The organism is Candidatus Pelagibacter sp. HIMB1506 (assembly GCF_052047935.1).
In the GTDB taxonomy this organism is placed as follows: domain Bacteria; phylum Pseudomonadota; class Alphaproteobacteria; order Pelagibacterales; family Pelagibacteraceae; genus Pelagibacter.
The window spans coordinates 1313322-1326257 of the sequence record NZ_JBNAIS010000001.1 but is presented as its reverse complement, the minus strand read 5'-3'; the positions used below and the strand labels follow the sequence as shown (position 1 = coordinate 1326257).

Sequence of the window (12936 nt, the reverse complement as noted above, 5' to 3'; positions counted from 1 at the left end):
TTTAATTTAAATTAGATAGTATACCAATTTCACCATTTTCTTCTAAAGCTAACAAAATTAAATTTTCATTTTTTAGATATTTTATATCTCTGATACGCTGTCCAATATATATTTTTTCTACATAAATTAACTTTTTGAAATTATTATCAAATTTAACTCTATAAATACTTCTTCCAAATAGTGATGAGATGATAAAATTATCAATCCATTTTTCAGAAAACGTGTTTGGTATTTTTATTATTTCAGAAATACCTATAGACGGAATAAATGAATAAATTGGCTCCTCAAAACCATTTTCAAAATGACTTTGTTTATAGCTAAAAGAATCAGTCGAATTATACTTGTCTCCATATGAGGCAATAGGCCATCCATAATTTTTATTAAATACAATTCTGTTAATTTCATCTCCACCTTTAGGGCCATGTTCTGTCATTAAAATTAGTTCATTTTCTACAAATAGACCTTGAGGATTTCTGTGTCCTAGTGAAAATATTTCATATTTACTATCATTAAAGGGTTTAAAGATAACTTTTCCAAAAATAGAGTTTATTTTTTGTGATTTACCATTTGGAGAGTCAGCATAATTATCTCCTGTTGTAAATAACAGTCCATCATGATTGTTATGATTATAATATTGCATCCTACCACCTTGAATTACTGTTCCACACTCATCTATTGCAAAAAAATCAACAAAATTTAAATTTTTTTCATTTAAGTTTGCTCTCATAATTCTAAAATAGTCACAATTTAAACCTTCGGATACAAATGATAAAAAAATTTCATTATTTAGAATAAATGCATCTAATACTTTTTTAACATTTATATTTGTTTCTAATTGTTGAAAATTTTTTTTATTTTTATTATTTTCAAAAATATATGAATTTTTTAATTCATATATTTCTGCCTTATCACTAACTACTATTAAAGAGTTGTCATTTTTTTTTTCTATAAAAAAACTAAATAAATTAGAAGTACCTAGATAATTTGAACTTGAGCTAGACTCCTTTAAAAAACTTAAATCAACTTTTTCAAATTTTAAATCTTCAAATTGAGTCTTAGGTAAAAATTTTACATTATAGTCATTTTTAAAATTATTGATTAAGTTATCGTCTATAATTAATTTTAAAATTATTTGAGTTTTTTGTGGTACATAATGCCATAAGTAATTCTTAACAAATTGTTTACCTATATTAAACTTTCCTACTGCCAAAAAAAATATAAAAATTAATATAATGAGAATAGAAAAGGAAAATAAAAAAAATTTTTTAGACATATAATAAAATATTTTACAATAAATTTTACTTTTGTTAAAAATTTATTTACTACATATAGCAGTATATGAATAACCCAATCTATGATTTAACAATTCAACTTTGAAACCTGCGTTAATTAACTCTCTCTCTAAATCCATTTTTGTAAAATATTTAGAATAAGATGGATTTAGTTGATCAAAAATTACATAACATCTGTTTTTAAATGTAAGTTTGTTAAACATTCCAACAAAATATCCTCGAAGTGGCAAAGGAATGAATTTACAAGCAAAACCATATGGATAAGTAAGTATTGCCAAGAATTTTGAAAACAATCTCAATATAAAATCAGGAAGCAAAATTGTAATTCTTCTTAAATTGTTAAAAAAAAATAAATATACTTCATTGCCCTCTCTTCCATAAACCCAAATAATAAACTTACCTTTTTTACATAATGACTTTTGAATTTTTTTTAGAACATCTTTATATTCTGGAATATGATGTATAACACCTAAAGAAAATACGTAATCAATTTTATTCTTGAAGTTGATATCTTGACCCTTAATATTTAAAAACTCAATTCTAGACGACTTGATATCTTTTTTTGCAACCTCTATAGCTTTTGATGGTTCAATTCCATATAATTTCTTTGGTTTGTAATTTAGTAAATTCTTAGATATTCTACCACTTCCAACTCCAACTTCCATTATCGTTTTGTTCTTAATTTTCTGAAGGTTAAATGGGTAGACAATTTCTTTTAGCAGTTCATTACTTCCTAAATATCCTTCGTAATGATTATCAACTGTAAATTGTTCCCCAAATTCTTCAAAACTTTCTCTATGATCAATTCTCATTAACTAAATATCTTTAAATACAAGAATATTATAAAAAAATCTAAACCAATGCTTGTTTAATTGAAAGTTTAACTTTACCTCTATCAAATCCAATTACTTTAACTTTTACTTCATCACCTTCTTTGACAACGTCAGTAACTTTAGCAACTCTTTTATCTGCAAGTTCTGAGATATGAACAAGTCCATCTTGTTTTCCTAAGAAATTGACAAATGCACCAAATTCCATAATCTTCATTACTTTACCTGAATAAATTTTATTCAGTTCAGCTTTTGCAGTTATGTCTTTAATCATCTGCATTGCGATGTTTCTAGACTCTTCATCTGGAGCAGCAACTGTTACTACACCTTCATCATTTACATCTACTTTCGCACCTGATTTTTCAACTATTTCTCTGATTGTTGCACCACCTTTTCCAATTACAGCAGCAATGTCTTTTTTATCGACATTAACTTGTTCCATTTTTGGAGTATGTTTTCCAACATCAGATCTTGAAGCTGATAATGCTTTATTCATTTCTCCTAAGATATGAACTCTTCCATCTTTAGCTTGGCTTAATGCTTGCTCCATGATTTCAAATGTAATACCTGTAATTTTGATATCCATTTGAAGAGAAGTAATACCATCTTTGGTTCCAGCAACTTTAAAGTCCATATCACCTAGGTGATCTTCATCACCTAAAATATCTGACAAGACACTAAAATCATCACCTTCCTTAATTAAACCCATTGCAATACCTGCAACTGGCTCTTTAATTGGCACTCCAGCATCCATTAACGCTAGAGAAGTTCCGCAAACAGTAGCCATTGAAGAAGAACCATTAGACTCAGTTATTTCTGAAACTACTCTAAAGGTATATGGAAACGCCTCTTTAGTTGGTAATGAAGAGTTAATCGCTCTCCAAGCTAATTTACCATGTCCGATTTCTCTTCTACCAGTTCCGATTCTTCCAGTTTCTCCAACTGAAAAAGGAGGAAAATTATAGTGAAGCATAAATCGTTCTCTCTGAAGCCCATCTAAACTTTCAATTCTTTGTTCGTCATCAGAAGTCCCTAAAGTTGCAACAACAATTGCTTGTGTCTCACCTCTAGTGAATAATGCAGAACCATGAGCTCTAGGTAAAATACCCACTTCACACTCGATAGGTCTTACATCAGATAAACCTCTTCCATCAATTCTATTTTTATTTTTTAGGATATCGGTTCTAACAATTGATTTTTCTAGACTTTTTAGCTGACTGTTAACATCAAGATCTGTGTAGTTTTCATCTTCCTCATAAAGTTTTTTAGCTTTATCAGTAATTTCAGAAATTTGATTAGATCTATCTTGTTTATCTCTTGTAGCAAAAGCTTTTTTAAGATCTTCAGTAAAAGATTCCTCAAGTTTTTTCTTAACTTCAGATAAATCTTTTTTCTCAACTATCCATTCAGGTTTTCTACATTCTTTTGCAAGCTCCTCAATCATTTCAATAACTGGAACAAAGCCTTCATGACCAAATTTAACTGCATTTAACATTTCTTCTTCAGTTAAACCGCCTGCCTCTGACTCAACCATAAGCACAGCATCTTTTGTACCTGCTACAACTAAATCTAATTTCGATTTTTCTAACTCTGCTTTAGATGGGTTTAAAACATATTTTCCATCAATAAATCCAACCCTTGAGGCTCCTACAGGTCCCATAAATGGCATTCCTGATATAGCTAATGCTGCTGATGAAGCAGTGATTGATAAAATATCTGGTTCGTTTTCTTTGTCGTATGAAATTACAGTTGGTAACAACTGTACTTCATTTTTAAATTCGTCTGGAAACAAAGGTCTGATTGGTCTATCAATTAATCTAGAGATTAATGTTTCACTCTCAGTTGGTCTTGCTTCTCTTTTAAAATATCCACCCGGAATTTTTCCAGCTGCATAATATTTCTCTTGGTAATTTACAGATAATGGAAAGTAATCCATATCAGGATTTACTTTTTTTGCCCCCACTACTGTTGCTAGTACGACTGTTTCTCCACATGTTGCTATTATTGCACCGTCTGCCTGTCTTGCTACTTTACCTGTTTCTAAACTTATCTTCTTTCCCGCTACTTCAATTTCCTTCTTGTATACTTTAAACATTTCATTTCCATTTCGTTTCGTTCGTTTCGTTCCATTCCGTTCTATCTATCTTGACTTCTATTTTCTTAAATTCAATTTCGACAGTACATTTTTGTAAGAATCCATTTTGTTTTTCTTTAGGTATTCTAACAATTTCTTTCTTCTATTTACCGCTCTCAACAATCCAACAGATGAGTGTTTATCCTTCTTGAATTGCTTAATATGCTTAGAGAGAGTTTCAATTTTCTCTGTTAGCAAAGCGATTTGGATTTCTGAAGATCCAGTATCTTTATCATGCATTGCTAATTCTTGTGCCTTTTTATTCATGCCTCTTTCTTCCTATTTATTTGTTTGTTTTATTAAGTTTTCTATTTTTTCCGCATACTCAAAAGATTCGTCTTTTCTAAAAAGTAATTTTGGTAAAAATTTCATAACCACTTTTTGTGATAAAATTTTTCTTATTAAAAATGAGTATTCTTTCAAAACATTAATTGTTTCCTCAGCATCTTTTCCTCCCAATGGAAGAACATATGCTTTAGCAATTTTTAAATCAGGACTCATTCTAACCTCTGTAACTGTTATAGTATTTGTTTCTAAGTTGGGCACCTTAGCCTCATTTCTTATAAAAATCATGCTTAAAGACTGCTTAATCATTTCTCCAACTCTAAGCTGTCTTTGTGATACTGGTTTTCCTATTCTATCAGCCATTAAATTGATCTCTCTGTAGATGTAACACTAAATGCCTCTATTGTGTCGTTTTTTTGGAAATCCATATAATCTTTAACGGTAATTCCACATTCTTGACCATCACTAACTTGTTTTACTTGATTTTTTTCTCTGAAAATTGTTGAAACTTTTCCTGTGTAAATTATTGCTCCATCTCTAATAATTCTTACATCAGAATTACTATTTATTTCACCTTCTGTAATTTTTGAGCCCGCAACTTTTCCAGCACCTGAAACTTTGAATATCTCCAGAATTTGTGCTGTTCCAGTAATTGTTTCTTGAACATCAGGAGATAATAGCCCAGACATTTTTTGTTTAACATAATCCAACACTTCATAAATAATATTATAAGAAGAGATTTTTATTTTTTCATTTTCAGCAAGTTTTTTAGCCTCTTTGCTCGGTTTAACATTGAAAGCTATTAGAACAGCATTAGATGCTTTGGCCAATGTAACATCGGTCTCAGTTACCATTCCAATGTCTGCTAAAATTATTTTTGGTTTCACTTCTTCATGTTTAATTTGAGCAATTGCATTTTTGATAGCCTCAGATGATCCTTGAACATCGGATTTAATAATTAAATTTAATTCCTCAGAAGACTTATCTGAAAAGGCAGAATCTTGCGTTGCAAAGGTTAATGGGTTCTTTCCATCTTTGCTCTCTTGAGCTCTATTTTCACTCAAAGTTTTAGCTTCTTTTTCGGTGTCTAAAACAATAAAATCATCTCCAGCTTTAGCGGCACCATTTATACCTAAAACTTCTATAGGAGTTGAAGGTGAAGCCTCGCTAATATTTTGACCTTTATCATTAATAATTGCTCTAACCTTTCCCCATTTTAAACCACTTACAAAAAAATCACCTTTTTTTAGAGTACCTGTCGTTACAATAATATTTGCAACCGGTCCTCTCCCAACATCTATTTTTGACTCTAAAACAATGCCTGTAGCTTTAGATTCATAATCTGTTTTAAGATCTAAAATTTCAGCTTGTAAAATTATAGACTCAACTAACTTATCTAAGTTTTGTTTTGTTTTTGTAGAAACCTCAACCATTAATGTATCACCAGATAAATCTTCTGCGATTAACTCATGTTCAAGTAGTTGGTTTTTAATTTTTTGCGGATCAGCTTCAGGAAGATCACACTTATTTATTGCAACTACTATAGGAACATTTGCTGCTTTTGCGTGTTTTATAGACTCAACTGTTTGTGGCTTTACCCCATCATCAGCTGCAACAACCAAAACTACTACATCTGTTAATTTTGATCCTCTAGCTCTCATTTCAGTAAAAGCTGCGTGACCTGGAGTGTCTATAAAAGTTAATTTATTATTTTGACTTTCAATTTGATATGCTCCAATATGTTGAGTAATTCCACCAAACTCTCCTGAAACAACATTAGCACTTCTTAAAACATCTAAAACAGAAGTTTTACCATGATCAACATGGCCCATAACTGTAACAATAGGTGGTCTATTTTTTAAATTTTCTACTCTAGTAGCTTTTATTTTTTGAATAATTTCTTCTGCTTTTTCTTCTCTTATTGGATTATGTCCAAATTCCTTAACTAAAAATTCAGCTGTATCGGCAGCTAAAGTTTGATTAATTGTTACAGTTACACCCATTCCAAATAAATATTTAATTACATTACTAGATTGCTCCGCCATTCTATTGGCTAGCTCTCTAACAGTTATTGCCTCTGGAATATTGATGTCTCTTTTTACTGGTTTTGAATTTTCTTGCGCATCTTCTTTAGAAGAGTTTTTCATTTCTTTTTGTCGAGCTCTTTTAACTGATGCTAAACTTCTTTCTCTTGCTTCTATTTCGTCACTTAATGCTCTTGAAACAGTTAATTTTAATTCTCTTTTTTTTGTTCCAGCTTTTAATGTTTTTTTATCTTTTTCATTATCTCCCTTAAGTCTTTTAGTGGCTCTTTGCTCTGCAAGTTTTCTTCTTTCAAAATCACTTGTAATTGGAGGAGATTTTGACGCAAAAGATGGTTTTACTGGTGCACCTCTATTAAATGAAGTAGTAGATTTTGGTTTTCCCACACCAGGTCTAAACGATCCACCCTTATTATTGAATTTTCCACCTTGTTTTTCGATTACTCTGGAATTTTTTCCTTGAGTTTTAGCTATCTCAATATTTCTTATAGATTTCTTTGCAGAGCCGGATATTGTTAATTTTGTTTTTTTCTCCATTGCTCATCTCTCAATCTTTATAAATTATATTTCTAGCAGACATAATTAATTCATCTGCCTCTTCTTTAGATAAAGCAAAATCCTCTAGATAACCTTGAATTTTAACCCTCTCTCCTTTAACTACATCGTAGCCACCAGTAAGTTCATCAGATGCAAGATCTGCAAAATCTTCTAATGTTAATATTTTCTGTTCGCCCAATGTAACTAGCATTCCTGGTGTAAGGCCTTTAAGGTTTATAAGAGCATCTTGTAAACCAAGCTCTTTAATTCTTTCCGATATATCTTCTTGATCTTTTTGATGAAACTCTTTTGCTCTATCAATTAACGCAATAGCTGTTTCTTCCTCAATTCCTTCTATTTTAGTTAAGTTTTCTGGCAAACTATCTTTAATATCGTCTATTGTTGAAAAACCTTCAGCAACTAATAACTGACCTAAAGTTTCATCCAATTCTAAGTTTTTAACAAAGTTATCTGTCTTTTCTTTAAATTCTAATTGTCTTCTCTCGGAGTCTTCTGCATCAGTCATAATATTAATTTCATAATTTAACAATTTAGTTGCCAACCTTACATTTTGACCCCTTCGACCAATCGCTTTACTCAAATTTTCTTCAGTTAAAATCACATCAAGTTTTTTTCTTTCTGCATCAACATTAACTCTTTGAACTTCTGCAGGCGACAAAGCATTTGATACTAATATTGCAGCATCCTCTGACCAATTCACAATATCAATTTTTTCTCCTTGAAGTTCATTTACAACTGCCTGAACTCTAGAACCTCTCATACCAACACAAGCTCCAACAGGATCTAATGATGTATCAACTGCTTTAACACAAATCTTTGCTCTACTTCCAGGATCTCTTGAAGAAGATTTAATTTCGATTAATCCATCATATATTTCTGGCACTTCTTGAACAAAAAGTTTCTCCATAAATTTTGGATGAGCTCTAGACAAGAAGATTTGTTGACCTCTTGGCTCTCTTCTTACATCATAACAATAAGCTTTTACTCTATCACCAGCTTTAATATTTTCTCTAGGAATTAATTCATTTTTTTGGATGATTGCTTCTGTTCTACCTAAATCAACAATGACACTTCCAAATTCTAATCTCTTAACAATACCACTTAAAATTGTATCTTTTTTATCAATAAAGTCATTGAATTGTCTTTCTCTCTCTGCTTCTCTTACATTAAAGCTTATTACCTGTTTTGCAGTTTGAGCAGCTATTCTACCGAAATCAAAAGATGGTAATGGTTGAAGAACTTCATCACCGATTGATTTATCTTTATTATTTTCATTAAGATTTATCGCATCTTCTAACTTTATTTCTGTATTTGCATTTTCAGGATTTTCAGAAATAACAAGTTTTCTGAATAATTCTATGTCTCCATTATCTCTATTGATTGAAACTTTAATTTCATTTTCTTGACCAAACTTAGATTTGGCTGCTTTAGCTATTCCTGTTTCCATAGAACTAATTATAAGTTCTTTATCTATCGATTTTTCCAAAGCTACTGCTTCAGCAATTCTTAATAATTCTAATTTATCTGCTCTTTTATTTAACATTTTTTATCTGCTCCAAAAAAAAATGGGCCAAAGCCCATTTTGATAATTCAACAATGTAAAGGCAATATAGTAAAGTTTTTTTTTAATTCAACTGAAACTATTTAGAAAAAACGTTGATTTTATCTGTTTTTTCCCACGAAAATGATCCATCATCTCCTGAAGTTCTACCAAAGTGACCATAGGCTGCTGTTTTTTCATATATAGGTCTATTAAGGTTTAACATCTCTCTAATTCCTCTAGGACTGAGATCAAAATTTTCATTAATCTTTTCAACAACAAATTTGTTTTTATCTAAATCATTATCAAATAAATCAACATAAATAGATAAAGGTTTTGAAACTCCGATTGCATAAGCTAACTGTATCAAACATTTATCTGCTATTTTTGAAGCAACAACATTTTTAGCAATATATCTTGCCGCATAAGCAGCAGATCTATCTACTTTTGTAGGATCCTTGCCTGAAAATGCTCCTCCTCCATGGGGTGCTGCTCCACCATAGGTATCCACAATAATTTTTCTTCCTGTTAAACCACAATCGCCATCTGGACCACCTATTACAAAATTACCAGTTGGGTTTACATAAAAATCTTTCTCATTAAAGTCTTTAAGAAATTTTTGTGGAATTGATTTTAACATATACGGTCTTAATAATTCTCTTACCTGGGCTTGATTAACATCAGAAGAGTGTTGAGATGATATGACAACAGATTTTACTTTAGTCGGTTTACCATCAACATATTCGAATGTAACTTGGCTTTTTGAGTCAGGTTCAATATTTTTTAATTTACCAGATTTTCTATCCTCGGCCATAAGTCTTAAAATTTTATGCGAATAATGAATTGGTGCTGGCATAAATACATCTGTTTCATTACATGCATAACCAAACATTATACCTTGGTCTCCAGCACCCTCATCTTTATTTCCAGATGAGTCCACACCTATTGCAATATCAGCAGATTGAGAATGCAAATGACTTTCTATTTTTGTTGCTTCTTTCCAGGTAAATCCTTCCTGATCATATCCAATATCTTTTATACAATTTCTTACTTTTTCTATTAAATCATCTTTTTTAATCTCAGGTCCTCTTACTTCACCTGCTAGCACAACTTTGTTTGTTGTCGTTAAAGTTTCACAAGCAACTCTTGAATAAGGATCTCCAGAAATGTAACTATCAACAACCATATCAGAAATTCTATCTGATACTTTATCTGGATGTCCCTCTGAAACAGACTCACTTGTAAATAGGAATTTTTTTAAATTACTCATATTTAATTCTATTAAATGAAAATATTAAAAAAATATACAATAAAATTATTAAACCAAAAATTTTATTCCCATATTTAGAAAAGACTGTTGGTTTAATTTTTCTCATTTCGGTAAAATCAATATATCCAATTTCATTAAAGTTAATTTTTTCCTCAACGATACCGATAGGGTTTACTACTGCAGCTATTCCGTTATTAGCTGATCTAATTACATATTTTCCACTTTCAATAGCACGAAATATACTGTGAACAAAGTGTTGTTCTGGTCCTATTGATTGACCAAACCATCCATCTTCTGAAATATTTACTATTATATCAAAGTCATAATTTTTATATAATTTTCCAGAATAAATTATCTCATAACAAATTAATGGTAAAAATTTTATAGAAAAATTATTTTGATTTAACTCTATAATTTCCCTTTTTTGACCTTTTGAGTAGGATTGATAATTGTTAGTTAATGATTTGAAACCTACATTTTTTAATAAGTTTTCCATAGGTAAAAATTCACCAAACGGTACAAGATTTATTTTATTATAATAATTTAATAAATTAAGATTATGATCATAAACAGATAAAGAATTGTAATACCTCACTTGATCATTAACTTTTGACTTGTTGTTGATGCCTAAAATGAGTAAGTGATTTTCGTTAAAACTTTCATTAAATAAATAATCATAACTTTGAATTTGATCCTGAGAAATTCCAGGCAATATACCCTCTGGCCAAATGAAAATTGTTTTCTCTTTCTTATTTGGTGAACTAATATTAATAAGATCTTCTATAGTTAATAAAGGCCCCTCTCCTGAATAAAACCTATTCAAAGAAATATCCGTACCAACTAATCTTATTTTATAATCAAGTTTTTCAACATCACTATTGTAAAAATCCTGCTTATTTGAATATCCAAAGAAGTAAAAAAATAAAAATATTAAAGGTAAAATTAAACTAAAAATTAAATCTTTTTTATCATTCCGTAAAATAAAAAGTGCAGGACATAGAAACAAAGTTATACAAAATAAGTTGAAAGAATATGTGCCTATTAAAGATGTTATACTTAAAATTTCTAAATGATTTGAAAAACTATATGCAATTAGGTTCCAAGGAAAACCTGATAAAACTGAACCTCTTATAAATTCTAGAAAACCAAAGATTACAGAAAATAATAAAATTGAACTTAAAGTTTTATTTGGTTTAAAGAAAATAAACAAATAACAAACAAAACCGTAAAATAACGCAATAAAAGAAGGAACTAAAATTAGAGCAAATGGAATTAAAAATTTAAAATTTTCATCAAATGTTAATGAAATAGAGATCCAATATATATTTGTTAGAAAATATCCAAATCCAAATAACCATCCATAGAAAAAAAATAATTTCTGTTTGCTCTCTTTTTTTTTAATCAAAAAAATAAAGAATAAGCTAAAGGATAGAAAATTAATTATTAACAAATTGAAAGGTGGTAAACTTAATGATGTTATCGCTCCAAGAAACAATAAATAAACTACATCAATATATAAATTTTTTTTCAATTTACTTAATTTTTGAGATAACAGATTTAAATATTTTTTCTTCTTCTTTTAACATTTTAAAATAATCTTTATTTTTTAAATGATCAAATCCTAACAAGTGTAAAAAACCGTGAATAAATGTTTTAATTATTTTTTCTTTAAATTGTTTATCTGTTTGGGATTTTGGTTTATTCATAAAATTAAAACTGATAATTATATCTCCCAAGTAAGTTTGCTTTGATATTTTTAATATTTTGGTAGATGGGAAAGATAAAATATCAGTAGATTTATTTTTATTTCTAAATTTTCTATTTAAAATTTTAATTTTTTTATTGTTTGAAAGAAGTAAAGATAAGCTTATTTTTTTATTTAAAAATTTATATTTTTTTGGAAAAGCATCACAAATACTTTTAAAAAAAAAATCTTTTTTTTTAAGTTTTTTAGACCAAGCCTTCTCTTCTGAGAAGACGTTTAAATTAATCATTTTTAGAGTAGGCTTTTACAATTTTAGAAACCAGTGGATGTCTAACTACATCTGAATAATCAAAGTCTACAACTGAAATTTCATTTAGATGCCCCAATAATTCTTTTGATCTAACTAATCCTGACATGCTTTTGTTGGGTAGATCTATCTGAGTAGGATCTCCATTGACTACAATTTTTGAATTTTCACCAATCCTTGTTAAAAACATTTTTATTTGTGTATCTGTTGCATTTTGCGCTTCATCTAATATGGCAAAAGAATTTTTTAGCGTTCTACCTCTCATAAATGCCAAAGGAGCAATTTCGATATCACCAATTTCGATCATTCTTTGTATTTTTTCAAAATCGAATAAGTCATACAAAGAGTCATATAAAGGTCTTAAATACGGATCTACTTTTTCTTTCATATCTCCTGGTAAAAAGCCAAGTCTCTCTCCTGCTTCAACAGCAGGCCTAGATAGAATAATTCTTTCTATTTTTTTTTCTAACAACATAGTCAAACCAACTGCTACAGCTAAAAAAGTTTTTCCTGTTCCAGCTGGACCTGCTGAGATTACAATGTCACTTTGTCTTAGAGCTCTGACATAGCTTTTTTGTTTTTCAGATCTAGGAATAATTGATTTTTTTGGTGTTTTTATAATGTCAGTTACATTATTATTTTTAACCTTCTCTTTAATCATAAATTGATCAATTGATGATATAAGATCTTTGTTTTCGACTGAACCATTATTTATAAATTGATTAGTTAAAAATTGAATTGCATTTTTTATTAACTCATTTTTTTGCGGATCTGATTTTATCATTATTGAATTTCCCCTAGAATACAAACTAGAGTTAGTCATCTTTTCTAATTCTTTTAAATTTTTATTAAATTCTCCAGCAACACCCATGAGTAATTCATTGTTGTGAAATATTACACTTAATGAATTATTGTCTGAGTAAACAAATTTTAGAGTGGTATCGATTTTTTTTTTAATTGTATTATTCAAAGA

At 29.3% G+C, this 12936-nt stretch carries 11 protein-coding genes; all 11 read right to left on the bottom strand.

Annotated features, from left to right (window positions below; genetic code table 11):
• Position 1 precedes the first annotated feature (1 nt).
• Positions 2 to 1210 (bottom strand): PQQ-dependent sugar dehydrogenase, encoded by a 1209-nt coding sequence (locus ACTTA8_RS07115; RefSeq protein WP_440655173.1) that lies wholly within the window; start codon positions 1208 to 1210, stop codon positions 2 to 4.
• A gap of 105 nt (positions 1211 to 1315) precedes the next feature.
• Positions 1316 to 2104: a class I SAM-dependent methyltransferase gene (locus ACTTA8_RS07110; RefSeq protein ID WP_440655171.1), complete on the bottom strand. Its 789-nt coding sequence runs from the start codon at positions 2102 to 2104 to the stop codon at positions 1316 to 1318.
• A gap of 40 nt (positions 2105 to 2144) precedes the next feature.
• Complete coding sequence (gene pnp / locus ACTTA8_RS07105; RefSeq protein ID WP_440655169.1) at positions 2145 to 4217, bottom strand: polyribonucleotide nucleotidyltransferase; 2073 nt, start codon at positions 4215 to 4217, stop codon at positions 2145 to 2147.
• 57 nt (positions 4218 to 4274) lie between these two features.
• Entirely contained in the window at positions 4275 to 4523 is a 249-nt protein-coding gene (gene rpsO / locus ACTTA8_RS07100; RefSeq protein ID WP_075485648.1) for a 30S ribosomal protein S15, read from the bottom strand.
• 12 nt (positions 4524 to 4535) lie between these two features.
• Positions 4536 to 4904 carry a 30S ribosome-binding factor RbfA gene (gene rbfA, locus ACTTA8_RS07095; RefSeq protein ID WP_075485631.1) on the bottom strand — a complete coding sequence of 123 codons (369 nt, stop codon included), beginning with the start codon at positions 4902 to 4904 and terminating at the stop codon, positions 4536 to 4538.
• Positions 4904 to 7120 carry a translation initiation factor IF-2 gene (infB, locus tag ACTTA8_RS07090; RefSeq protein WP_440655167.1) on the bottom strand — a complete coding sequence of 739 codons (2217 nt, stop codon included), beginning with the start codon at positions 7118 to 7120 and terminating at the stop codon, positions 4904 to 4906. The genes rbfA and infB overlap by 1 nt, the downstream gene beginning before the upstream one ends.
• Positions 7121 to 7130: 10 nt before the next feature.
• Positions 7131 to 8684 carry a transcription termination factor NusA gene (gene nusA / locus ACTTA8_RS07085; protein WP_440655165.1) on the bottom strand — a complete coding sequence of 518 codons (1554 nt, stop codon included), beginning with the start codon at positions 8682 to 8684 and terminating at the stop codon, positions 7131 to 7133.
• Positions 8685 to 8781: 97 nt separating this feature from the next.
• On the bottom strand, positions 8782 to 9951 hold the full coding sequence (gene metK, locus ACTTA8_RS07080) for a methionine adenosyltransferase (protein WP_440655163.1): 1170 nt from the start codon (positions 9949 to 9951) through the stop codon (positions 8782 to 8784).
• Positions 9944 to 11482 carry an apolipoprotein N-acyltransferase gene (lnt, locus tag ACTTA8_RS07075; protein ID WP_440655162.1) on the bottom strand — a complete coding sequence of 513 codons (1539 nt, stop codon included), beginning with the start codon at positions 11480 to 11482 and terminating at the stop codon, positions 9944 to 9946. The genes metK and lnt overlap by 8 nt, the downstream gene beginning before the upstream one ends.
• Position 11483: 1 nt before the next feature.
• Positions 11484 to 11945 carry an rRNA maturation RNase YbeY gene (gene ybeY, locus ACTTA8_RS07070; protein WP_440655160.1) on the bottom strand — a complete coding sequence of 154 codons (462 nt, stop codon included), beginning with the start codon at positions 11943 to 11945 and terminating at the stop codon, positions 11484 to 11486.
• Positions 11938 to 12933, bottom strand: a complete 996-nt coding sequence (locus ACTTA8_RS07065) for a PhoH family protein (protein WP_440655158.1) — start codon at positions 12931 to 12933, stop codon at positions 11938 to 11940. Before ACTTA8_RS07065 ends, ybeY begins: the two co-directional genes overlap by 8 nt.
• Positions 12934 to 12936: the final 3 nt, after the last annotated feature.

What these genes read in the sequence shown, in the direction of transcription:
- ACTTA8_RS07110 (WP_440655171.1), bottom strand. Translation starts at nt 2,104, where the DNA reads ATGAGAATTGATCATAGAGAAAGTTTTGAAGAATTTGGGGAACAATTT.
- pnp (WP_440655169.1), bottom strand. Translation starts at nt 4,217, where the DNA reads ATGTTTAAAGTATACAAGAAGGAAATTGAAGTAGCGGGAAAGAAGATA.
- ybeY (WP_440655160.1), bottom strand. Translation starts at nt 11,945, where the DNA reads ATGATTAATTTAAACGTCTTCTCAGAAGAGAAGGCTTGGTCTAAAAAA.
- infB (WP_440655167.1), bottom strand. Translation starts at nt 7,120, where the DNA reads ATGGAGAAAAAAACAAAATTAACAATATCCGGCTCTGCAAAGAAATCT.
- metK (WP_440655163.1), bottom strand. Translation starts at nt 9,951, where the DNA reads ATGAGTAATTTAAAAAAATTCCTATTTACAAGTGAGTCTGTTTCAGAG.
- rpsO (WP_075485648.1), bottom strand. Translation starts at nt 4,523, where the DNA reads ATGAATAAAAAGGCACAAGAATTAGCAATGCATGATAAAGATACTGGA.
- nusA (WP_440655165.1), bottom strand. Translation starts at nt 8,684, where the DNA reads ATGTTAAATAAAAGAGCAGATAAATTAGAATTATTAAGAATTGCTGAA.
- rbfA (WP_075485631.1), bottom strand. Translation starts at nt 4,904, where the DNA reads ATGGCTGATAGAATAGGAAAACCAGTATCACAAAGACAGCTTAGAGTT.